At 61.6% G+C, this 20,473-nt stretch carries 22 protein-coding genes; 11 read left to right on the plus strand and 11 right to left on the minus strand.

Annotation, left to right across the window (positions count from 1 at the left end; genetic code table 11):
- Positions 1-343: 343 nt before the first annotated feature.
- Both GGD53_RS30425 and GGD53_RS30430 read right to left on the minus strand, forming a co-directional pair.
- Entirely contained in the window at positions 344-943 is a 600-nt protein-coding gene (locus GGD53_RS30425; RefSeq protein WP_184460421.1) for a transglutaminase-like cysteine peptidase, read from the minus strand.
- A 164-nt stretch (positions 944-1,107) separates the two neighbouring features.
- Positions 1,108-1,932, minus strand: coding sequence for an alpha/beta hydrolase (locus GGD53_RS30430; RefSeq protein WP_184460422.1), 825 nt, complete (start codon positions 1,930-1,932; stop codon positions 1,108-1,110).
- Positions 1,933-2,110: 178 nt separating this feature from the next.
- Between GGD53_RS30430 and infC the strand changes: the two genes are divergently transcribed.
- From infC to pheT, 5 genes are all read left to right on the plus strand, one after another.
- Complete coding sequence (gene infC / locus GGD53_RS30435) at positions 2,111-2,647, plus strand: translation initiation factor IF-3 (RefSeq protein ID WP_082240342.1); 537 nt, start codon at positions 2,111-2,113, stop codon at positions 2,645-2,647.
- Positions 2,648-3,012: 365 nt separating this feature from the next.
- A complete protein-coding gene (rpmI, locus tag GGD53_RS30440) occupies positions 3,013-3,216 on the plus strand; it encodes a 50S ribosomal protein L35 (protein ID WP_011423646.1) in 204 nt (67 codons plus the stop codon).
- Between the two features lie 39 nt (positions 3,217-3,255).
- A complete protein-coding gene (gene rplT / locus GGD53_RS30445) occupies positions 3,256-3,660 on the plus strand; it encodes a 50S ribosomal protein L20 (RefSeq protein WP_184460423.1) in 405 nt (134 codons plus the stop codon).
- 151 nt (positions 3,661-3,811) lie between these two features.
- A complete protein-coding gene (gene pheS, locus GGD53_RS30450) occupies positions 3,812-4,894 on the plus strand; it encodes a phenylalanine--tRNA ligase subunit alpha (RefSeq protein ID WP_184460424.1) in 1,083 nt (360 codons plus the stop codon).
- Between the two features lie 16 nt (positions 4,895-4,910).
- The gene (gene pheT / locus GGD53_RS30455) at positions 4,911-7,334 is read left to right on the plus strand and encodes a phenylalanine--tRNA ligase subunit beta (protein WP_184460425.1); all 2,424 of its coding nucleotides are present in this window, start codon (positions 4,911-4,913) and stop codon (positions 7,332-7,334) included.
- Between the two features lie 51 nt (positions 7,335-7,385).
- Here the strand turns inward: pheT and GGD53_RS30460 are convergent, their stop codons facing one another.
- Positions 7,386-7,745 carry a nuclear transport factor 2 family protein gene (locus GGD53_RS30460; protein WP_184460426.1) on the minus strand — a complete coding sequence of 120 codons (360 nt, stop codon included), beginning with the start codon at positions 7,743-7,745 and terminating at the stop codon, positions 7,386-7,388.
- Between the two features lie 92 nt (positions 7,746-7,837).
- Positions 7,838-8,833: an aldo/keto reductase gene (locus tag GGD53_RS30465; protein WP_184460427.1), complete on the minus strand. Its 996-nt coding sequence runs from the start codon at positions 8,831-8,833 to the stop codon at positions 7,838-7,840.
- 128 nt (positions 8,834-8,961) lie between these two features.
- On the opposite strand from GGD53_RS30465, the gene GGD53_RS30470 reads away from it, so the two are divergent.
- The gene (locus GGD53_RS30470) at positions 8,962-9,870 is read left to right on the plus strand and encodes a LysR family transcriptional regulator (RefSeq protein WP_184460428.1); all 909 of its coding nucleotides are present in this window, start codon (positions 8,962-8,964) and stop codon (positions 9,868-9,870) included.
- A gap of 27 nt (positions 9,871-9,897) precedes the next feature.
- Here GGD53_RS30470 and GGD53_RS30475 read toward each other — a convergent pair whose 3' ends face one another.
- Complete coding sequence (locus GGD53_RS30475; protein WP_064800346.1) at positions 9,898-10,395, minus strand: ferritin-like domain-containing protein; 498 nt, start codon at positions 10,393-10,395, stop codon at positions 9,898-9,900.
- Positions 10,396-10,543: 148 nt separating this feature from the next.
- Here GGD53_RS30475 and GGD53_RS30480 point away from each other — a divergent pair, with 148 nt between their 5' ends.
- Complete coding sequence (locus GGD53_RS30480) at positions 10,544-11,161, plus strand: hypothetical protein (RefSeq protein ID WP_184460451.1); 618 nt, start codon at positions 10,544-10,546, stop codon at positions 11,159-11,161.
- Here GGD53_RS30480 and GGD53_RS30485 read toward each other — a convergent pair.
- Positions 11,151-11,594, minus strand: coding sequence for a GNAT family N-acetyltransferase (locus tag GGD53_RS30485; protein WP_184460429.1), 444 nt, complete (start codon positions 11,592-11,594; stop codon positions 11,151-11,153). The genes GGD53_RS30480 and GGD53_RS30485 overlap by 11 nt on opposite strands.
- On the minus strand, positions 11,591-12,553 hold the full coding sequence (locus tag GGD53_RS30490; RefSeq protein ID WP_184460430.1) for an aldo/keto reductase: 963 nt from the start codon (positions 12,551-12,553) through the stop codon (positions 11,591-11,593). Before GGD53_RS30490 ends, GGD53_RS30485 begins: the two co-directional genes overlap by 4 nt.
- A gap of 188 nt (positions 12,554-12,741) precedes the next feature.
- Here GGD53_RS30490 and GGD53_RS30495 point away from each other — a divergent pair, with 188 nt between their 5' ends.
- On the plus strand, positions 12,742-13,728 hold the full coding sequence (locus GGD53_RS30495) for a Gfo/Idh/MocA family protein (protein WP_184460431.1): 987 nt from the start codon (positions 12,742-12,744) through the stop codon (positions 13,726-13,728).
- Positions 13,729-13,737: 9 nt separating this feature from the next.
- Here GGD53_RS30495 and GGD53_RS30500 read toward each other — a convergent pair whose 3' ends face one another.
- Both GGD53_RS30500 and GGD53_RS30505 read right to left on the minus strand, forming a co-directional pair.
- Entirely contained in the window at positions 13,738-14,115 is a 378-nt protein-coding gene (locus GGD53_RS30500; RefSeq protein WP_184460432.1) for a GtrA family protein, read from the minus strand.
- The gene (locus tag GGD53_RS30505) at positions 14,112-15,119 is read right to left on the minus strand and encodes a glycosyltransferase (RefSeq protein ID WP_184460433.1); all 1,008 of its coding nucleotides are present in this window, start codon (positions 15,117-15,119) and stop codon (positions 14,112-14,114) included. Before GGD53_RS30505 ends, GGD53_RS30500 begins: the two co-directional genes overlap by 4 nt.
- Positions 15,120-15,282: 163 nt before the next feature.
- Between GGD53_RS30505 and GGD53_RS30510 the strand changes: the two genes are divergently transcribed.
- Positions 15,283-17,127, plus strand: a complete 1,845-nt coding sequence (locus GGD53_RS30510; protein ID WP_184460434.1) for a hypothetical protein — start codon at positions 15,283-15,285, stop codon at positions 17,125-17,127.
- Positions 17,128-17,155: 28 nt separating this feature from the next.
- Here the strand turns inward: GGD53_RS30510 and GGD53_RS30515 are convergent, their stop codons facing one another.
- Positions 17,156-17,398, minus strand: coding sequence for a hypothetical protein (locus GGD53_RS30515; protein ID WP_184460435.1), 243 nt, complete (start codon positions 17,396-17,398; stop codon positions 17,156-17,158).
- Positions 17,399-17,736: 338 nt separating this feature from the next.
- On the opposite strand from GGD53_RS30515, the gene xseA reads away from it, so the two are divergent.
- Complete coding sequence (xseA, locus tag GGD53_RS30520; protein ID WP_184460436.1) at positions 17,737-19,317, plus strand: exodeoxyribonuclease VII large subunit; 1,581 nt, start codon at positions 17,737-17,739, stop codon at positions 19,315-19,317.
- 2 nt (positions 19,318-19,319) lie between these two features.
- The gene (locus GGD53_RS30525; protein ID WP_184460437.1) at positions 19,320-19,910 is read left to right on the plus strand and encodes an NAD(P)H-dependent oxidoreductase; all 591 of its coding nucleotides are present in this window, start codon (positions 19,320-19,322) and stop codon (positions 19,908-19,910) included.
- Here GGD53_RS30525 and GGD53_RS30530 read toward each other — a convergent pair whose 3' ends face one another.
- Entirely contained in the window at positions 19,911-20,408 is a 498-nt protein-coding gene (locus GGD53_RS30530; protein WP_184460438.1) for a MarR family winged helix-turn-helix transcriptional regulator, read from the minus strand. It abuts the gene before it with no gap.
- Positions 20,409-20,473: the final 65 nt, after the last annotated feature.

Here is a 20,473-nt window from a genome sequence, read left to right on the forward strand (position 1 = left end):
TGCTCGCTGAGGTACGAGTTCGAAACCCAAGGATGACACGCATCCCCGTCGCGCAGCCCGTTTATACACCAACGGCAACGTACAAGGATGAGGCTGGAGAGAGGGAGTGCCGGCATCCTTGCCTTTCGCTTACGCTTCGTGCATTCGCGGCCGCGCCGCTCACCACTCATTTGCCGGCGGAGTTGAGGGCGAGGAGCGTCAGTGGCGAACGTCTTGAGTGTAGGGGAAAGGGCGGAAACGGCAGACACTGCAGCGCTGATGTATAGAGAAAGAGGCCACCGCCTGCCCAAAATGCAAAAGGCCGGCTTTCGCCGGCCTTTCCCCCCGCATCCCCTTAAAATCCTTACCGAAGAGCGCCGACCAGAAGGTCGCGGCCGTTCTCGATGGTGACCCAGCGGCCGGCATTGTAGCTCGACTGGCGCTTGACGAAAGTATAGGCCGTCGCAAACCAGGGCTTCACGTCGGCAGCGAGATTGTCGAGCACGAAATCGCCCTCGGCGGTACGCAGCGTCAAGACGGCATGGCCTTCACCGTCGGGCTTGCGCACGACGGTCATCAGCAGATCGGCGGCCGAAAAGCCGCGCTGGATCAGCATGCGGCGCTTCAAGAGCGCGAAATCCTCGCAGTCGCCGGCGGTCGTCGGATAGGCCCAGACCTCGTCCCTGCCGTAGATTTCCTTGTCGGTCATCGGTTTGATCGTGCTGTTGACCGTGGCATTGACCGAACGCACAAGCGACCACTTCGCAGGCGTCATCTCGACCGGACCCGCATTGCGGTTTGCGCCGCATTCACTGCTGTGGGTCTGACAGAAATCATAATGGCCGATCGGCTGTGAGGTGGCGTTGCCTGTTACCATGGAAGCATTTCTGCTTGGAGCTGGGATGGCGGCAGGCGCCATCGCAAACACGGCCATCATGGCCACAAAGATACCTTTGAATCGCACGCCCGCTCTTTCCTCGATCGCCCCTTAATTATTAACAAACTGTTAATAGAGAGGGCCGAGAAGAGTCAATCGTTACTTCTTGGGAGCGCTGTGCGACGCGCCAACATGGTTAAAATGCAACGGGTTGGCGGCTTGCGTTAGGCGAATTTCTCGGTCGGTGCCATTCAAATGGGCATCTGCATATTTATTGATGAACGAATGATGCCTTTGACGGCACTGAGGAGAAGGGCGATGTCGCCGGGGCGGGAAAGGCGGTGGTCGCCGTCGCGGATGAAGGTCAGCACCACATCGTCGGCGGGAAGGTGCTCCAGAAGCTTCATCGCGTGCGCATGCGGCACGTCGGGATCTTTCATGCCCTGGAGGATATGCACCGGGCAACCCGTCTCGATCATTCCGTCGAGCACCCGGTTCTTGCGCCCGTCCTCGATCAGTGCCCGCGTATAAATGTTCAGCTCCGGACTGTATTGCGAGCGCTCTTCGAAATAGCCGCGCTCCGCCAGCGACTTGCGCTCCTTGGCCTTAAGGTTCGGCTCGATCAGTTCGGAGGTGAAATCGGGCGCCGGGGCAATCAGCACCATGCCGGCGAGCTTCGGACCACCCTGTCGGGCGAGTTCCTGCGCCAGCCGGAGCGCAATCCAGCCGCCCATCGACGAGCCGACGAGAATGATGCGCTCGGGCGCAACATGGCGGATGACGGCAAGCGCTTCCTCCAGCCAGCGCGAGATCGTGCCGTCGCGAAAACTGCCGCCGGAAAGCCCGTGGCCGGAATAGTCGAGGCGGATGCAGGCGACACCGAGTTCGGCCGCCAGCCCATCGATCTCCGCCGCCTTGGTGCCGCTCATGTCGGAACGGTAGCCGGATAGCCAAACGAGCGATGGGGCAGCATTGCCGGCCTGCGCCGGACGCAGGAGCATGGCGATCTCCCGTGCCGCCTCGCCTTCGCCGACAGTCAGGAACTGCGGTAGGGCATTGCTGATCTGATCGGACATCGGCGAAACCTCCTGTTGTTTCGGCCTATAAAACAGATTCTTGGCAGGCTGACAGCTGGTGATTTTTCCGCTAAAGGATGATATTGACTCCGTTGCAGCGATAACGAGATAGGTTTGTGCACCCTGATTGAGCGTGCGCCGCTGCAACGTTCCGAAACAACGCGAGGAGAATACGACCATTCGCAGACCTTTTAAGACCGATGCGCCCGTGAAGGACGGACCGCGCTCGAATCGTGAAATCCGCATTCCCAAAATTCAGCTGATCGCGGCTGACGGACAGAATATGGGCGTCGTGCCTACCGACCAGGCCTTGAGAATGGCGGAAGAAGCCGGCCTCGATCTTGTCGAAATTTCCCCCAATGCCGAACCGCCGGTGTGCAAGATCCTCGATCTGGGCAAGCTGAAATATGCCAACCAGAAAAAGGCTGCCGAGGCGCGCAAAAAGCAGAAGATCGTCGAAGTCAAAGAAATCAAGATGCGTCCGAACATCGACACCCATGATTATGAGGTGAAGATGAAGGCGATGGGCCGCTTCTTCGACGAAGGCGACAAGGTCAAGGTGACGCTGAAGTTCCGCGGCCGCGAAATGGCCCACCAGGAACTCGGCATGAAGCTTCTGCAGCAGGTCAAGGCGGATACGACCGAGATTGCCAAGGTCGAGGCCGAGCCCAAGCTCGAAGGCCGTCAGATGATGATGGTGCTGGCGCCGAAGTAAGCGCCAGTCACTTTTTGCCCAAGCCGTCCGCAAGGGCGGCTTTTGTGCGTTCGGCCATCCTATCTTCGGCCTTTGTTTTATGCATGTCGTTATCCCGGAACCGCCGCACACTTCCGGGCGACATGCATAGCCGAAGATTCCTCCGTGGCCCCGTTGCACTTTCGTGACGCTGCGGTTATAAGCGCGCGTCCGAACTGACCGGCAGGGCATGCCGTGGCAGTTTCGAATGCTTGCGGTACGGTTCGTCGCCGACGCCGCAGATCAACAACAAACGCTCCCGCACCTTGTTGCGACGACCGGAGAACCGGACTTCGCAAGGAGGGCTTTTTGATGAAGCGCGCAGGGAGGACAGAAGGAGTAGCAAAATGCCCAAGATGAAGACGAAGTCCGCTGCCAAGAAGCGGTTCAAGATCACCGCATCCGGCAAGGTCAAGGCGGCTGCTGCCGGCAAGCGCCATGGCATGATCAAGCGCACGAACAAGTTCATTCGCGATGCACGCGGCACGATGGTTCTCGCAGAACCCGATGGCCGCAAGGTCGTAAAGAACTATCTGCCGAACGGTCTCTGAGACTATTCCGGTAACGCGTTAGATTAAGGAGATCATGAAATGGCACGTGTAAAGAGAGGCGTCGCAGCCCACGCCAAGCATAAGAAGGTTCTGAAGCAGGCGAAGGGCTTCTACGGCCGCCGCAAGAACACCATCCGTACCGCCAAGGCCGCCGTCGATCGTTCGAAGCAGTACGCCTACCGCGACCGCAAGGTCAACAAGCGCAACTTCCGCGCCCTCTGGATCCAGCGCATCAACGCTGCCGTTCGTGAATTCGGCCTGACCTATGGCCGCTTCATCGACGGCCTGAACAAGGCCGGCATCGAAGTCGACCGTAAGGTTCTCTCCGACATGGCGATCCACGAGCCGGAAGCATTCGGCGCCCTGGTTGCTGCTGCCAAGAAGGCCCTTGAATATCTCAAGGAAACCGGCACGGCGAACGAGTTTGAAGGCGCGGTTCGGTAACCAGCGCTTCCCAAGCTTGATGCTTTTTTGAATTTTGGGAAACCCGCGCTGGTTTGGACTAGCGCGGGTTTTTCTTTCTTTATATTCCTTGCGCCCGCCGGCGCCGCCTGCCTCCCGATCCCCGCCTGATACTGGACGGAAAGAAGTGACAATGTCAGATATCGACCAGCTCAACTCATCGCTGCTCGCGGAAATCGCCGCCGCCAATGACGAGACAGCTCTGGAAGCCGTGCGCGTGTCCGCGCTTGGCAAGAAGGGCTCCGTCTCCGAACTGCTGAAGACGCTCGGCGCCATGACGCCGGAGGAACGCCAGACTCGGGGGGCTGCGATCAACGCCCTGAAGAATGCGGTGACGGACGCCATTGCCGAGCGCAAGTCGGTGCTGAAGGTTGCGGCGGTCAATGCGCGGCTGAAGGCCGAGACGGTCGATGTCAGCCTGCCGGTGCGCTCCTCGCCCGCCGAGCGCGGCCGCATCCATCCGATCAGCCAGATCGTCGACGAGATCACCGCGATCTTCGCCGATATGGGTTTCTCGATCGCCGAAGGTCCCGATATCGAGACGGACTACTACAATTTCACCGCACTGAACTTCCCCGAAGGCCATCCGGCTCGCGAGATGCACGACACCTTCTTCTTCAATCCGGATGAGAATGGTGAGCGCAAGGTCCTGCGCACCCATACCTCGCCGGTGCAGGTGCGCACCATGGAAGCGCAGCAGCCGCCGATCCGCATCATCATTCCCGGCAAGACCTACCGCCAGGATAGCGACGCCACGCATTCGCCGATGTTCCATCAGGTCGAGGGACTGGTCATCGACAAGAAGGCCAATGTCGCCAACATCCGCTGGGTGCTGGAAGAATTCTGCAAGACCTTCTTCGAGGTCGACAGCGTGACGATGCGTTTCCGTCCGTCCTTCTTCCCCTTCACCGAGCCCTCCTTCGAGGTCGATATCCAGTGCGACCGCTCCGGCCCGATCGTAAAATTCGGCGAAGGCACCGACTGGATGGAGATCCTCGGCTGCGGCATGGTCCACCCCAACGTGCTGCGCTATGGCGGGCTCGATCCGGACGAATATCAGGGTTTTGCCTGGGGCATGGGCCTCGATCGCATCGCCATGCTGAAATACGGCATGCCCGACCTGCGCGACTTCTTCAACGCCGACGTCCGCTGGATGACGCATTACGGCTTCCGCCCGCTCGACATGCCGACGCTGTTCGGCGGTCTGAGCGCTTGAACGGAGATTTGGGACGATGAAATTCACGCTCTCCTGGCTGAAAGAGCATCTCGAAACGGGTGCCACGCTGGATGAAATCTGCGCCCGCCTCACCGAGATCGGGTTGGAAGTCGAAGATGTCGACGACAAGGCGGCGTTCAAGCCCTTCGTCATCGCCAAGGTCCTGTCGGCGGAAAAACATCCCCAAGCCGATCGCCTGAAGGTGCTGATGGTGGATACCGGATCCGGCGCGCCGGTGCAGGTCGTCTGCGGTGCCCCGAATGCACGCGCCGGCCTCGTCGGCGCCTTTGCCGCACCTGGAACCTATGTTCCTGGTATCGAGGTGACGCTGGCCGTCGGCAATATCCGCGGCGTCGAGAGCCGCGGTATGATGTGCTCCGAAAAGGAGCTTGAGATATCCGATAATCATGACGGCATCATCGATCTGCCTGATGATGCGCCGGTCGGTCAGAGCTATGCGGCTTACGCCCATCTCGACGACCCCGTCATCGAGATCAACCTGACGCCGAACCGGCCGGACTGCACCTCGATCCACGGCATCGCCCGTGATCTCGCCGCCTCCGGTCTCGGCACGCTGAAGACGCGGCCCGCGCCGTCCTTCACTATCGAAGGCGAAACGCCGGTGAAGCTGACGCTCGATCTCGATGATCCCAGGCTCTGCCCCGGCTTTGCCCTGCGTCTCGTGCGCGGCGTCAGGAACGGCCCGAGCCCGCGCTGGATGCAGCAGCGGCTCACCGCCATCGGCCTGCGCCCGATCAATGCGCTGGTTGATATCACCAATTACATGACCTTCGATCAGGGGCGGCCGATCCACGTTTTCGACGCCGCCAAGATCAAGGGCAATCTCACCGTCCGCCGTGCCAGGGAAGGGGAGACCGTGCTGGCGCTCGATCAGCGCGAATACAAGCTCGGCCCGAACAACGTCGTCATAGCAGACGAGGAGGGCATCGAATCGATCGGCGGCATCATGGGGGGCGAACATTCCGGCTGCGACGACGACACCGTCGACGTGCTGATCGAATCCGCACTGTGGGATCCGATGAACATCGCCAAATCGGGCCGCAGCCTCGGCATCATCACCGATGCCCGCTATCGCTTCGAACGCGGCGTCGATCCGGAATATATGGTTCCCGGTCTCGAACGCACCACGGAACTGGTGCTGGAACTCTGCGGCGGCACCGCCGCCAGGTCCGAGATTGTCGGCTATCACGGCTACGAGCCGAAGGTCGTCGATTTCCCCTATTCGGAGGTCAAGCGTCTGACCGGCCTCGACGTCTCGAATGAGGAAAGCAATACGATCCTGACGCGTCTCGGCTTCACGGTCTCCGGCTCCGGCGAGCGCGTCTCCGTTGCTGTTCCCTCCTGGCGCCCGGATGTCGATGGCAAGGCCGATCTGGTCGAGGAGGTTATGCGCATTCATGGCGTCGACAATATCAAGCCGGCGCCGCTTGAAAGCCATGCCGCCGTCAACGGCAAGATCCTGACGACGCTGCAGATCCGCACCCGTGTTGCCAAGCGGGCGCTGGCCGCGCGCGGCATGCTGGAAGCCGTCACCTGGTCCTTCATTCCGGAGGATCACGCCAAGCTGTTCGGCGGCGGTTCGCCAGCCCTCAAGCTTGCCAATCCGATCGCCGCCGAAATGTCGGACATGCGCCCGTCCTTGCTGCCGGGTCTGCTGACGGCGGCTCAGCGCAATGCCGACAAGGGTTACGCTGACGTCGCCATCTTCGAGGTCTCGGGCACCTATGAAAACGACCGGCCGGAAGGCCAGCGCCGCGTCGCCGGCGGCATCCGCCGCGGCACGGCCTCGCTCGTCGGCGCCGGCCGCATGTGGTCCAATACAGCCAAGGGCGGCGGCAAGCCGGTCGACGTCTTCGACGCCAAGGCCGATGCGCTCGCCGTCATCGAAGCCTGCGGCCTGCCGATGGGTAATATCCAGATCGATCAGGGCGGCCTGGAATGGTTTCATCCCGGCCGCTCCGGCACGATCAAGATGGGGCCGAAGATCGTGCTCGGCTATTTCGGCGAATTCCATCCGTTGACGCTGGAAACCCTTGATGTCTCCGGGGCTCTCTGCGGCTTCGAAGTCTATCTCGATGCCATGGCGGAGCCGAAAAAGAAGGCGACCCGCACCAAGCCGGCGCTCGATCTGTCGCCCTTCCAGGCCGTCAAGCGCGACTTCGCCTTCGTCGTCGACAAGACGGTGGAATCAGGCGCGATCGTCAAGGCTGCGACCGGCGCCGACCGCAAGCTCATCACCGGCGTCAACGTCTTCGACATCTTCGAGGGCGCATCGGTCGGTGATGGCAAGAAGTCGGTGGCGATCGAGGTTCAGATCCAGCCGGTCGATCGTACGCTGACGGACGAGGATTTCGAGGCGCTGACGCAGAAGATCGTGGCGAGCGTCACGAAATTCACCGGCGGCGTCCTCAGAAGCTGAGCTTCATCTGCCGAAGATAGATTGGACCGGTCGCGCAAGCGGCCGGTCTCCTCATGTGTGCAGATGATAGAGTTTGCTGACGATCACCCATCGTCCTTCGATCTTCAGCAGCGAAAGATAGTCGGTGAAGCGCATTCCGGCGAAATCGTCGGTGACCTTGACGCTTGCTGCGTCACCCTCGACATCGACGTTCTGGATGTCCATGAAAGGCTGCGTGCCGGGCGGGGCCGGCTCCTCGGCCAGGATTGCGGCGATGAATTCGTCTCGCGTCAGCCATTCGATGGCGTTCTGGTAATAGCCGATGATCGAGCTTTTCGGGTGGAAGGCCTTCTTCAAGGCTGCCGCATTGGCGAAGGCCATGCCTTCGACATAGAGATGAACCGTCTGTTCGACTGCCTGCCTGTCCGACATGTTTCCATCCCGTTCTCCGAGATGAGGTTAGATAGTTTCGCCGGCCGCGAAGGCAAGCCCGACCTGTGCGACCGGCCGGGCTTGTCCATTTTTCAAATGTTCGTCATGGCAAGCGAGGCATTCGAATAGCGCTTGCCGGCGACCTGTGCCGCTGGGATCGCTTCGCCGAGCTGATCGAGCTCCTCCGCGCTGAGCGTGATATCGGCAGCAGCGACATTTTGTTCGAGGTGGTGAAGCTTGCGCGCGCCGGGGATTGGCACGATGTCGTCGCCTTGGTTCAGCACCCAGGCCAGTGCCAGCTGCGCCGCGGTCACGCCTTTTGCAGCCGCAAGCTTTTCGAGCGTTGCGACAAGCGCCGCATTGACGTCGAAATTCTCGGCCTGGAAACGCGGCACCTGCCGGCGGAAATCGTCGGTGGCAAGGTCGTCGGCCTTGCGGATCGCTCCTGTCAGGAAACCGCGGCCGAGCGGGCTGTAGGGCACGAAGCCGATGCCGAGTTCGCGGCAGGTGGCAAGCACATCCTCTTCGGGATCACGCGTCCACAGTGAATATTCGCTCTGAAGCGCTGCGATTGGATGGACCGCATGCGCGCGGCGGATGGTGGCGCTGCCGGCTTCCGAGAGACCGAGGGCACGAACTTTCCCTTCCTTCACAAGCTCTGCCATGACGCCGACTGTTTCCTCGATCGGCACGTTGGGGTCGACCCGGTGCTGGTAGAGCAGATCGATGGTCTCGATGCCGAGGCGCTTGAGTGAGGCCTCGGCGACAGCACGTACATGTTCGGGACGGCTGTCGACGCCGGCGATGGCGGCAGCGCCGGCCTGGCTGGTATCGATCTTGAAGCCGAATTTGGTGGCGATCACCACGCGGTCACGGAAGGGCTTCAGCGCTCTTCCGAGAAGAACCTCGTTGGTGAAGGGGCCATAGACCTCGGCCGTGTCGAAGAAGGTGACGCCGAGATCGACGGCGCGGTGCAGTGTCCTCACCGATTCCGCTTCGTCGCTGGCGCCATAGGCAAAGCTCATGCCCATGCAGCCGAGGCCGACGGCAGAGACCGTGAGATCGTTTCCGAGTTTTCTGGTTTTCATGATGCGCTCCTTTTCTGAGCTGGCGTCGAACCGCCTGGGGGATCATGGCGGTACGGGCAGCTATATCGGCACCGCATCAATCAAAAAATGCATGCAGTTTCTAACAGCCTGTTCTATGATTTCGATCAATGAACAGAAGGCAACTCTCTCAACTCGCCGTTCTCGCTGCCGTCGCGGAACATCGCAGCTTCCGGGCCGCGGCCAAGGAACTGCTCGTCGCGCCGTCGGCGGTCAGCCATGCCATATCGAGCCTGGAAGAAAGTCTCGGCGTCAGGCTTCTGGCGCGCACGACCCGCAGCGTCGCGCCGACGGAGGAAGGCCGGCTGCTTCTCGAAAGGTTGCGTCCGGCGCTCGAGGAGATCGGCGTCGCGTTGGAGGCGGTCAACGATACGCGCGGCAAACCGGCCGGAAACCTGCGCGTCACTGTGCCGCGCTTCGCCTCCGACATCCTGCTCGCTCCGCGCCTTGGCGATTTTCTCAATCTCTATCCCGATATCACGCTGGAGATCGCCAATGAGGACGGCTTCACCGATATCGTCAAGGAGGGTTTCGACGCGGGCATCCGCCTGGAGGAGAGCCTGGAGGCCGATATGATCGCCGTCAGAATCTCGCCCAATCTGACGACGGTGATTGCGGCCTCGCCCGAATATTTCGAGCGCTATCCGAAGCCGCAGCACCCGCGCGATCTCGTCCATCATCGCTGCATCAAGCGACGCTTCACCAACGGCTCCATCTATCGCTGGGAATTCGAAAAGGATGGGCAGGAACTGATCGTCGCGGTCGACGGACCGCTTGTTGTCAGCGAGGACCGGCTGGCCCTTCTTGCCGCGCTGAACGGCGCCGGTCTTGCCTATCTCTTCGACATGCGGGTGCACACCGAGCTGTCGGCCGGCAGGCTCGTGCGGGTGCTGGAGGATTGGTGCGCGCCCTATCCCGGGCCGTTTGTCTATTATCCAAGCCGGCGGCAAATGCGGCCGGCGCTGCGCGCCTTCATCGATTTCTTCAGATATGTGGCGAGGGATGCGGGCGGCCGGTGAGGGCCGCCGCTCGTTTGCCTCGTTTCCTCAGGCGGCTTTTGCCTTCTGGTTTGCCGCCGTCATGGCGAGCTTGGTAAGGATCTTGTCGGTGGCCGTTTCCTCCTGCAGCGTCTGGTCGAGCAGGGCGACGACATCCTTCAGGCCGAGCGTTGCGGCCCAGGTCTTCAGCGTGCCGTAACGGGCGATTTCATAGTGCTCGACCGCCTGGGCAGCGGAGATCAGCCCGGCATCCAGCGCCGGTGTGCCCTTGAATTCTTCCATGATCTCTTCGCCCTCGGCGATAATGCCCTGGATCGCCTCGCAGGTCTTGCCCTGAGCGCGCTTGCCGATCTTTTCAAAAACCTGCTGCAAGCGCTCGACCTGGCCTTCGGTTTCCTCGAGATGCTTCTGGAAACCGGCCTTCAGTTCGGAGGACTGGGCGGCGCGCGCCATCTTCGGCAGGGCGCGCAATATCTGCCGCTCGGCAAAATAGATGTCCTTGAGCGTGTCGTAGAAGAGATCTTCCAACGTCTTTTCCTTGGCCATTTTCTCGATCCTTGTTTTGGGAAAGGCCGCGAATGCGGCGACACACTAAGAAGCGAAGATCGCGCAATTTGTTCCCGATCGATTTCGGGTGGACTGGAAAACCGTGCCGGGCAATCATCCTGCCGCCGATGTGGAGGACGAAAAGATCATGCGAAAGCCGGGTTCGATGAAAGGTCTGGAAGATCTCGGCCGCGTGCGGCTGTCGCAAAACTTCTTCTTCCGCGATTTCCTGCATTCGGAGATCGCCGATTTCTACCGCATTCCCAATATCCCCGAGGATCCCGATCTGGCGATCGAAGCCGGTAAAAGACTTTGCGAGGAACTGCTGGAGCCGCTCGAAGCGACGTTCGGGCGTCTTCACATCCGCTCCGGCTACCGCTCGCCCGCGGTCAACCGCTTCGGCAACGCGAACAATCTGAACTGCTCCACCAATGCCGCAACGGCCGCGCATCACATCTGGGATATCAGGGATTTCGACGGCTGCATGGGCGCAGCCGTCTGCATTGCCGTGCCGTGGGTGATCGACCGCTATCGCGATGAAAGCGACTGGCAGCGGCTCGCCTGGTGGATCCACGACCATCTGCCCTACGCCTCGCTCTGCTTCTTTCCAAAGCTCTGGGCCTTCAATATCCAATGGCACGAACGGCCGAAGCGGGTGATCCAGAGCTATGTCAGGCCGCGCGGCATCCTGACCAAGCCGGGCATGGCGAACTGGGAAGGCGACCACGCTCCTTTCTACGAGGGGTATCCCACGTTCAGAAGCTGATGCGATAACGGATGTGGCCGTCGCTTTCGACATAGCTGTCGTAGAGTGCGCGGGCCGTCTTGTTCTGCTCGCTCGTATGCCAATAGAGCCGCGACCAGCCGTTCGCCTTGCAGAGTGCGACGAGATCGTCCAGTAGCGCCCGGCCGACGCCCCTGCCGCGCGCACCGGCATCGACGAAGAGGTCTTCGAGATAACAGTCCCTGCCGCGGATCCAGCTGCCCTCATGCGTCAGGAAAAGCGCAAAGCCCATGATCCTGCCGTCGATCTCGGCGACGCGCATCGCGATCGCCGAGGCCGGATCGAAGACCCGGCGCCATGTCTGGTCGGTGATATCGGCATCGATGGTCACCTCGTAAAAGGCGAGATAGGCTGCCCAAAGTTCGCGCCAGCGGGCTTCATCCTCGGGGCGGGCATCACGTATCGTTACGGTCATGACTCTTTTCTTTCAGCGCCGGCTTCGTCGAGCAGCGCCATTGCATCATTGGAAAGGGAAAGTGTCGCCGACTTCACCAGGCTTTCGAGCTGTGACAGGCTGGTCGCGCTGGCGATCGGCGCCGTCACGCCCTTCTTGCGCAACAGCCACGCAAGCGAGATTTCCGCCGGCTTGGCGCCAGTCTCGGCGGAAACCTTGTCGATCGCGGCAAGAATGCGCAGGCCCTTTTCGTCGAGATATTGCGAAACACGGCCTTCGCGCGCCCGTCCCTGCGTGTCGGCCTTGCTGCGGTATTTGCCGGTGAGAAAGCCGGCGGCGAGGCCGAAATAGGTGATGACGCCGATATCCTGACGGACGCAGAGATCGGCAAGCGGCCCTTCGAAGCTGGCGCGTTGGTAGAGATTATACTCCGGCTGCAGCACGTCGTAGCGCGGCAGGCCGGCTTTCTCGGCTGCGTCGAAGGACGCCTGGAGCAGATCGGCATCATAGTTCGAGCAGCCGATGGCGCGGATCTTGCCCTGCTGCTTCAGCTTTGCAAAGGCGCCGAGCGTTTCCTCGTGCGGCGTGTCGGCATCCGGCCAATGCGAGAGATAGAGATCGATATAGTCGGTCTGCAGCCGACGCAGCGACGCCTCGACTGCCGTCAGAATGTAGCTCGCCTTGAGCGTCTTTCCCTGGCCCATGTCCGAGCCGACCTTGGTGACGATGACCGCCTTGTCGCGAGAGATCCGCGCCTGTTTCAGCCAGCGTCCGATGATCTCCTCGGAATCGCCGCCCTTGTTGCCGGGAACCCATGCGGAATAGACGTCCGCCGTATCGATCGTGTTGAGACCGGCATCGAAGAAGGCGTCGAGAATGGCGAAGGATGTTTTCTCGTCGGCCGTCCAGCCGAAGACATTGCCGCCGATCACGATCGGCGCGACCGAAAGACCTGTTTTCCCAAGCCGGCGCATTTCCATAAGGCTCTCCAAAATGGGTGAAATATAAAAGGCTGTATTGAATCGCGGATAGGGCAGAACGCCGTCCGGCCAAGTTAGCGCGATCCCGGCGCCAGGCAAACCCGGCTTCCGCAATTTCATGTCGCGCCATTGCGTCGCGGCGGAGGCCTGAATATGGTTCGTCGGCATTGGTTTTGGGAGGCTCGCACATGCTGCGTTTCGGTATCATTTCAACGGCGAAGATCGGTCGCGACAATGTCGTTCCCGCCATCCAGGACGCGGAAAATTGCGTCGTGACGGCGATTGCCAGCCGCGATCTGGCGCGGGCAAGGGTGATGGCCGATCGCTTCTCCGTGCCGCATGCCTTCGGCTCCTATGAAGAAATGCTGGTTTCCGACGTCATCGACGCTGTCTATATCCCGCTACCGACGTCGCAGCATATCGAATGGTCGATCAAGGCAGCTGATGCCGGCAAACATGTGCTCTGCGAAAAGCCGCTGGCCCTAAAGGCCGGCGATATCGACGCGGTGATCGCTGCCCGCGACCGCAACCGCGTGGTGGTGACCGAAGCCTATATGGTCACCTATTCCCCGGTCTGGCAGAAGGTGCGTTCGCTGATCGGCGAGGGTGCGATCGGTTCGCTTCGGCATGTGCAGGGCGCTTTCACCTATTTCAACCGCGACCCCGCCAATATGCGCAACGTTCCTGAACTCGGCGGCGGCGGCCTTCCCGATATCGGCGTCTATCCCGTCATGAGCACGCGTTTTTCCACCGGCAAGGAGCCGCTCTCAGTCCAGGCGATCACTGAGCGCGACCCGGATTTCGGCACGGATGTCTATTCGAGCGTCAAGGCCGATTTCGGCGATTTCGAGCTGAGCTTTTATGTCTCGACACAGATGGCCAACCGCCAGGTCATGGTCTTCCACGGCACCGAAGGTTACATCGAGGTGAAGTCGCCCTTCAACGCCAATCGCTGGGGGCCGGAAGAGATCGAACTCGCCGATCGCAGCCACAATGAATCGCGCATCTTCCGCTATCAGGACAGCCGCCAATACAGGCGCGAAGTCGAGGCCTTCGCTCGCGCGGTCAAGAACGGCAAGGAAGAGATCGTCACGCTCGAAAACTCGAAGCTGAACCAGAAGGTGATCGATGCGATCTACCGCGCCAGCGAGAAGGACGGCTGGGAGGCGGTCTGATCATTCCGCTCATTCCGGGCGGAAGACGAAGCGCGAATAGCCGAAGAAGCTGAAGACCATCGAGGCGACGCTGGCGATCACCATGGCCGCCAGCGGTTGAAGCGCGGGCAGCGAAAGCAGCAGTGCAGAGTAAAGCCCGTAATTGACCAGCGCTGCCGTCACGCCGACCGAGCCGTAGCGGAAGCCCTCGGCGGCAAGCGAACGGCCGGAGCGATCGAAGGTGAAGCTGCGATTGAAAGCCCAGGTGGCCGCCATTGCCGTCGCGATGGCGACGAGCCGGGCCAGAAACGGCCCGAGCGGCGTCAGGTGGAGCAGCGCCGCCAGCATGCCGGCATCGACAAGGAAACCGATGCCGCCGCCGATCGCAAAGCGGACGAGCTTTCTCATGCCGCATCCGCCTTGCCGGGCCGTTCACGCGATGCCGGTTTGGCGTCGGCGAGCGGCGTCTTGGCCGCACTCGGGGTCTCCAGGCTCATATAATGGATGCGAAGCTGCTCGGCCCGGGCCCGGGCCACGGAATCCAGGATGACGCCGGCGGTAAAAAGCATGAAGGAGATCATCATCAGCGCCATCGACAGCACCCAGGTCGGCATGCGGCTGACGAGGCCCGTGTCGAAATATTCCGCCAGCACCGGCGTCATGAAGCCGAGGCTCGTCAGCATGAAGGCTGCGCTGATCGCGCTGAAGAAGGCGAAGGGCCGGGTTTCCTTCATCAGCATCGCGAACATCCAGAGGATTTTTCCGCCGTCGCGGAACGTCGAAAGCTTGCTATGCGAGCCTTCCGGGCGGCGGCCATAGTCAAGTTCCAGTTCGCTGACCGGAAGCTTCAGCCGGGAAGCATGCACCGACATCTCGGTTTCGATCTCGAAGCCGCCGGATACCGCCGGGAAACTCTTGACGAAGCGGCGCGAGAAAGCGCGGTAGCCGGAAAAGATATCGGTGAAGTCGGGGCCGAAGATCGTCCGGTAGAGCAGGTTGAAAAGCCGGTTGCCAAGCGCATGGCCCTGACGGCCGGCATCGGCATGCACGCCGCGCCGGGTTCCCACAACCATGTCGGCGCGCTCGGTGAGAAGCGTCCGCACCAGCTCCTCGGCATCGCGAGGCGCATAGGTTCCGTCGCCGTCGGCGATGATGTAGATGTCGGCCTCGATGTCGGCGAACATGCGGCGCACGACATGTCCCTTGCCTTGCCGCCGCTCGCGCACGACATGCGCTCCGGCCAGCATCGCCTGCAGCGCGGTCCCGTCGGTGGAATTATTGTCGTAGACGTGGATCGCGGCATCCGGCAGCGTCGCCCGGAAGCCCTGGACCACAGCGCCGATCGTCGCAGCTTCGTTGTAGCAGGGAAGCAGGACGGCAATGTCCGGGTGATGGGTAAGCGTTCGGGCCATGACTCTACACTCGTTACATTGAAAGCCGTCGCCAGCCTAAATCACGCAGCGTTAATAAGACGCTATGACGCAGGCAAAATCGGCTGCGTCCGCAGACGGCTTTACACTTTCTTGATCGGCGCCCGTTAAGGTTCGGGCATCTGGAAACGAAGCGCTAACCACGATGAACGCCGTGCAGCCGATCGCTGATGCATCCGCCGTCACCGCCACCCGCAGGAACCGGCTCGGGGGGCTGCTGACGCGTCTGTGGCCGGCTGTCATTGCCTATAGTGTTATCCTCGCCGCCGTTATCCTTGTTACCAAATTCCACGGCGCCACCGATTATGTCGGTCCCGACAATGACGACGGCATGCGTCTCGTCGAGGTTCGCGATTTTCTTGCCGGCCAGGGCTGGTTCGATCTGATGCAATATCGTCTCGGCCTTGCCGGCGGCACGCTGATGCACTGGTCGAGGCTGATCGATCTGCCGATCGCTTCGCTGATCTGGTTCTTCGGCCTTTTTGCGCCGCGTGAAACCGCTGAGGCGCTGGCGCTCGCCGTCTGGCCTGTATCACTCATCTTTCCTGCCATGCTCGCCATGGGCGTTGCCGGCCGGCGGATCGGCGGCGTTGCGGGCATGCATATCGCCCTCGGTCTCACCGCTCCGGCGATCTACACCGGAAACCGCTTCGCCCCGGGCGCCATCGATCATCACAATGCGCAACTGGCGCTGGTCGCGACGATGGTGGCGATGCTCGTGGATCCCGAGCGTCGCGGTTGGAGCTACGCGGTCGCCGGCGTTGCGGCGGCTGTCGCCATCGCCATCGGCGCCGAGACCACCCCTTTCGTCGCCGCCGTCTGCCTCACCGTCGCCCTGCTCTGGGCATGGGAAGGCGAGAATTTCGCCATCGCCGCCCGGGCCTTCGGGCTGTCGCTGACGATTGCGATCAACATTCTTTTCTTCGCAACGGTGCCGCCCCGGCTCTATTCGATGGTCACCTGCGACAATCTCTCGCTCGGCTATTACAGTCTGGCGGCGATTGGTGGCGGCCTGCTGCTGTTTTCGGCCGTTTTTGCGAGCGGCTTGCGTCGGCCCTTGCGCTTTGCCGCACTCGCCTTTGTCGGCGCCGGCGTTTTCGGTGCGGCGATCGTCATCGCACCGCAATGCCTGAGCGATCCGTTGGGCAGTCTCGATCCGATGCTGGTCGAACTCTGGCTGCGGCATATTTCGGAAGCCCAGTCGCTCCTGGCGCTGGCGCGCACCGATCCCACCTCGGTCGGCGCCTTCTATGCGGCAGGCCTCTTCGGCGTCGCCGTCTGCATCTTTCGCATCATTCAGCGTGACCGCGTGCAAATCCACCTGGTCCTGCTCTTTCTGCTCGCCACGAGCTGGGCGATCGCGCTGGTTCAGGTGCGCGGCTCTGCCTTCTCGAACCTGCTTTCGATCCTGCCGCTCGCCCTGCTGATCATCGACGTCAGGCGCATCTCCAACAGCGACAGCGAGAATGTCGCCGTCGCCTTCGTCTATGTGATGACCGTACTCGCAAGCGTTCCGGCGGTCTGGGCCGTCGGCGGCGGCCTTGTCTCAATGCAGATGGAGAACGCCGCGCAGAAGGCGACAGAGCCGACAAAGGCGCTTTCCTGCACATCGAAAGAGGCGCTGGCGCCGCTTGCCGAGCTGCCGCCCGGCCTGATCTCCGCGCCATCGGAAATGGGCGTGCCGATCCTCCGCTTCACGCAGAACCGGGTTCTCTCCGCCCCCTATCATCGCGATCAGGGCGGCATGCTGACGGAAATGCATATCGGCCTGGCAAAGCCGCAGGAGGCGGAAGCCTTCCTGAAGGGGGCTGGTGTCACGGCGCTTGCCTTCTGCCCGAAGGACCTGCAGACGCGCGAACTCGCCAAACTGAAGCCGGATGGGCTCTATGCCGAACTCGGCAAGGGGAATATTCCGCCTTATCTGGAACCGCTGGCGACGGGCCCGGATACGGGCGTCCAGTTCTTCCGCTACCGGCCGACGGCGAATTGACGGCGGCAGCCTTCATGTTGCGCTGACGTCAGTGAGACGTGCGGACGGCTCGCAGGCGATCGCTGGCATAAAGCCCGAGCACGAAGAGGATAAGGCCGCCATTATAGCCGAGAATGGCATAAACAAGCGCCAGAAGTGACACTGGCCCCGGCGAGGTTATCGCCGCCAGCGTGAAGGTCATTCCGATCAGCGCGGCGACCAAAGCGATCACTGCGGCCGAGCGCATTAACCCGGCGCTGATGCCCAATGCTGCTGCTGTGAGAATAATCATTTCAGCACCTTCCCAGAGAGAACGAGGGGAAGCATAGGAAGCGCCAACTAACAAAGATTTACCGGCTCTCTCGGCTGAAAATCCTTTGTATTGCGGTGGTTAGCAATCCCTTTCGTATAAAACGTGCTTTTTATCTATGCGTTCCCCGGTGAAACGGATTTTCCCGTTTTTATTGTCATTCTTGCTGCTGCAACTATCGCATGCATGCGATGCCCAGGGCATGAATCTTGATGGAACGGCGGCGGCTCTGCCACGCCAACGGTTCACCAGCCGGGAAAACGGGTCTCGCCGGCGGTCGCGACCTTCCCGTTTTCCGTCAATGGAAATAGAAAGGAGGGATGAGCAACCTCTTCGACAGCGATTCGCCGACCAACCTTGCCGAATATTCGGTTTCGGAGCTTTCCGGCTCGATCAAGCGCACCATGGAAACCGCTTTCGACCAGGTTCGCGTGCGTGGCGAAATATCCGGCTATCGCGGTCCGCATTCCTCCGGCCACGCTTATTTCGCACTGAAGGACGATCGCGCCCGTATCGACGCCGTTATCTGGAAGGGCACTTTCTCGCGGCTGAAGTTCCGCCCCGAGGAAGGCATGGAGGTGATCGCTACCGGCAAGGTCACCACTTTTCCCGGCTCCTCGAAATATCAGATCGTCATCGAGACGCTGGAGCCGGCAGGCGCCGGCGCGCTGATGGCGCTGATCGAGGAGCGCAAGCGCAGGCTCGGCGCCGAGGGCCTGTTCGATACCGCCCGCAAGAAGCGGCTGCCCTTCATGCCGCATGTGATCGGCGTCGTCACCTCGCCGACCGGCGCCGTCATCCGCGATATCCTCCACCGCATCTCCGATCGGTTTCCCGTGCATGTCCTCGTCTGGCCGGTGAAGGTCCAGGGGGAGGGATCCGGCGAGGAGGTGGCGAACGCCATCCGCGGCTTCAATGCGCTGGAGCCCGCCGGCGCCGTCCCCCGCCCCGATGTGCTGATCGTCGCCCGCGGCGGCGGCAGCCTGGAAGATCTCTGGAGTTTCAACGACGAGATCGTCGTGCGCGCTGCTGCCGAAAGCCGCATACCGCTGATCTCGGCCGTCGGCCATGAAACCGATTGGACGCTGATCGACTATGCCGCCGATGTCCGCGCTCCAACGCCGACCGGGGCGGCGGAAATGGCGGTGCCCGTCAAAGCGGAACTCGAAGCGCAGGCTGCGGCGCTTGCCGCCCGTCTGCAAGGCTGCATGAACCGGCAGATGGATCAGCGCCGGCAATCCGTCCGTAGTCTGATGCGGGCATTGCCCTCGCTCGATCAACTTCTCGCCTTGCCGCGCCGTCGTTTCGACGAGGCGGCGGCCGGCCTCGGGCGCGGACTGGAGCTCAATACGATCAACAAGCGCCGCGGCTTCGAGCGTGTCGCCATGCATCTGCGCCCGGACCTTCTTTCCGGCCGCATTGCCGAGCGCCGCCAGACGTTGAACGAGCGGATGGTGCGGGCCGAGCGCATGGTCGAGCGGCTGATCGACCGCTCGACGTCACGTGTCGAGCGCGCCGAGGCGATCCTTGCTTCGCTGCCGGCACGGTTGAAAGCGCAAACCGACCGCTCGCGCGAACGTCTCGGCAATCTTTCCCGCCATGCCGATACGGCGATCCGCCACCAACTGACGCGTGCCCGCGCCGAGCTCTCGGCGCAGGACCGCGTGCTGCAGTCGCTCTCCTACAAGAATGTGCTGAAGCGCGGCTACGCCGTCATTCGCGATGAGGACAACAAGCCGGTCTCGCAGGCGGCGGCACTCTCCGCCGGCATGGGCATCGCCATCGAATTTGCCGACGGCCGTGTCGGAGCGATGACGACGGAAGGCGGCATCCCACCTGGTGGCGCCAAGAAGCGAAGCACAAAACCGGCGGAGCCGACGAAGCAGGGAAGCCTTTTCTAAAGATGCGGATCCTGCTGGTGCTTGCCCATCCGCTGCCGGAAAGTTTTGCCGCCTCGATGGCGCACACGGCTCGCGAAGCGCTGGAAGCCTCCGGTCATGTGGTCGATCTCCTCGATCTCTATGCTGAGAATTTCGATCCACGCCTCTCCGAGGCCGAGCGCCGTGCTTACTTCGATATGCCCTACGACACCTCTGATGTGGCCGATATGGTTGCCCGGCTGAAGGCGGCCGATGGTCTCGTCCTCGTCTTTCCGCAGTGGTGGTTCAATTTCCCAGCGATCCTGAAAGGTTTTTTCGACCGCGTCTTCGCGCCAGGTGTGGCCTTCACCCATGATGCCGCCGGCGGCCGGATCGTGCCTGAGCTCACCAATATCAGGCTGCTCTATGCGCTGACGACGACGGGCTCGCCTTGGTGGCTGGTGCATCTCTATATGGGCAATCCCGTCCGCCGCCTGCTGAAGCGCGGGATCGCCAATTTCTGTTCGAAGAAGCTCGTCTTCCGCATGCTGAGCCTGCACGACATGGACCGCGCGACGAAGGCCAGGCGCAAGGCGCATCTGGAGCGAGTCCGCAAGGCGCTCTCTGTCGTCTGATTATTCGAAATCCGCGAGGAATTTCTTCAGCAGCCGGTCAAACGCGGCCTTGTCCTCAGCAGTCAGGTTGCGCGTCAGCCGCTGCTGATTGGCGACATGGGCGCCGACAGCTTCTTCGACGGTGGCGAGCCCCTTTTCGGTCAGGGCGATCAGCACGCTGCGCCGATCCTGCGGATTGACGATGCGCTCGACCATGCCCGCTTTCTCCAACTGGTCGATCCGGTTCGTCATTGTGCCGGAGCTGACCATGGTCATTTCCAGGAGTTCACCCGGCGAAAGCCGATGAGGTGCGCCGGAGCGGCGAAGTGTGGCCAGCACGTCGAAGGCCGAGGTGGAAAGCCCGTGCTGCATGAGCACGGCTTCGACTTCGCGGCCGAGATGGGTGCCGAGGCGTTTCAGGCGCCCGAGAATGCCCATCGGTTCGACATCGAGATCCGGCCGCTCGCGCCGCCATTGCGCCAGAATCCGGTCGACGTGATCTTGCTTCGCTTCACCCATGCGGGATGGATACCACCGCATATCTTGACGTCAAGATAAATCGCGTTATGCTTGAATTTATCTTG

Source organism: Rhizobium aethiopicum (assembly GCF_014197535.1).
GTDB classification, from domain to species: Bacteria; Pseudomonadota; Alphaproteobacteria; order Rhizobiales; family Rhizobiaceae; genus Rhizobium; species Rhizobium aethiopicum_A.

Coding starts and splice junctions, on each gene's coding strand:
- GGD53_RS30430 (WP_184460422.1), bottom strand. CDS start 1,932: ATGTCCGATCAGATCAGCAATGCCCTACCGCAGTTCCTGACTGTCGGC.
- rpmI (WP_011423646.1), top strand. CDS start 3,013: ATGCCCAAGATGAAGACGAAGTCCGCTGCCAAGAAGCGGTTCAAGATC.
- rplT (WP_184460423.1), top strand. CDS start 3,256: ATGGCACGTGTAAAGAGAGGCGTCGCAGCCCACGCCAAGCATAAGAAG.
- pheS (WP_184460424.1), top strand. CDS start 3,812: ATGTCAGATATCGACCAGCTCAACTCATCGCTGCTCGCGGAAATCGCC.
- pheT (WP_184460425.1), top strand. CDS start 4,911: ATGAAATTCACGCTCTCCTGGCTGAAAGAGCATCTCGAAACGGGTGCC.
- GGD53_RS30460 (WP_184460426.1), bottom strand. CDS start 7,745: ATGTCGGACAGGCAGGCAGTCGAACAGACGGTTCATCTCTATGTCGAA.
- GGD53_RS30465 (WP_184460427.1), bottom strand. CDS start 8,833: ATGAAAACCAGAAAACTCGGAAACGATCTCACGGTCTCTGCCGTCGGC.
- GGD53_RS30470 (WP_184460428.1), top strand. CDS start 8,962: ATGAACAGAAGGCAACTCTCTCAACTCGCCGTTCTCGCTGCCGTCGCG.
- GGD53_RS30475 (WP_064800346.1), bottom strand. CDS start 10,395: ATGGCCAAGGAAAAGACGTTGGAAGATCTCTTCTACGACACGCTCAAG.
- GGD53_RS30480 (WP_184460451.1), top strand. CDS start 10,544: ATGCGAAAGCCGGGTTCGATGAAAGGTCTGGAAGATCTCGGCCGCGTG.
- GGD53_RS30485 (WP_184460429.1), bottom strand. CDS start 11,594: ATGACCGTAACGATACGTGATGCCCGCCCCGAGGATGAAGCCCGCTGG.
- GGD53_RS30490 (WP_184460430.1), bottom strand. CDS start 12,553: ATGGAAATGCGCCGGCTTGGGAAAACAGGTCTTTCGGTCGCGCCGATC.
- GGD53_RS30495 (WP_184460431.1), top strand. CDS start 12,742: ATGCTGCGTTTCGGTATCATTTCAACGGCGAAGATCGGTCGCGACAAT.
- GGD53_RS30500 (WP_184460432.1), bottom strand. CDS start 14,115: ATGAGAAAGCTCGTCCGCTTTGCGATCGGCGGCGGCATCGGTTTCCTT.
- GGD53_RS30505 (WP_184460433.1), bottom strand. CDS start 15,119: ATGGCCCGAACGCTTACCCATCACCCGGACATTGCCGTCCTGCTTCCC.
- GGD53_RS30510 (WP_184460434.1), top strand. CDS start 15,283: ATGAACGCCGTGCAGCCGATCGCTGATGCATCCGCCGTCACCGCCACC.
- GGD53_RS30515 (WP_184460435.1), bottom strand. CDS start 17,398: ATGATTATTCTCACAGCAGCAGCATTGGGCATCAGCGCCGGGTTAATG.
- xseA (WP_184460436.1), top strand. CDS start 17,737: ATGAGCAACCTCTTCGACAGCGATTCGCCGACCAACCTTGCCGAATAT.
- GGD53_RS30525 (WP_184460437.1), top strand. CDS start 19,320: ATGCGGATCCTGCTGGTGCTTGCCCATCCGCTGCCGGAAAGTTTTGCC.
- GGD53_RS30530 (WP_184460438.1), bottom strand. CDS start 20,408: ATGGGTGAAGCGAAGCAAGATCACGTCGACCGGATTCTGGCGCAATGG.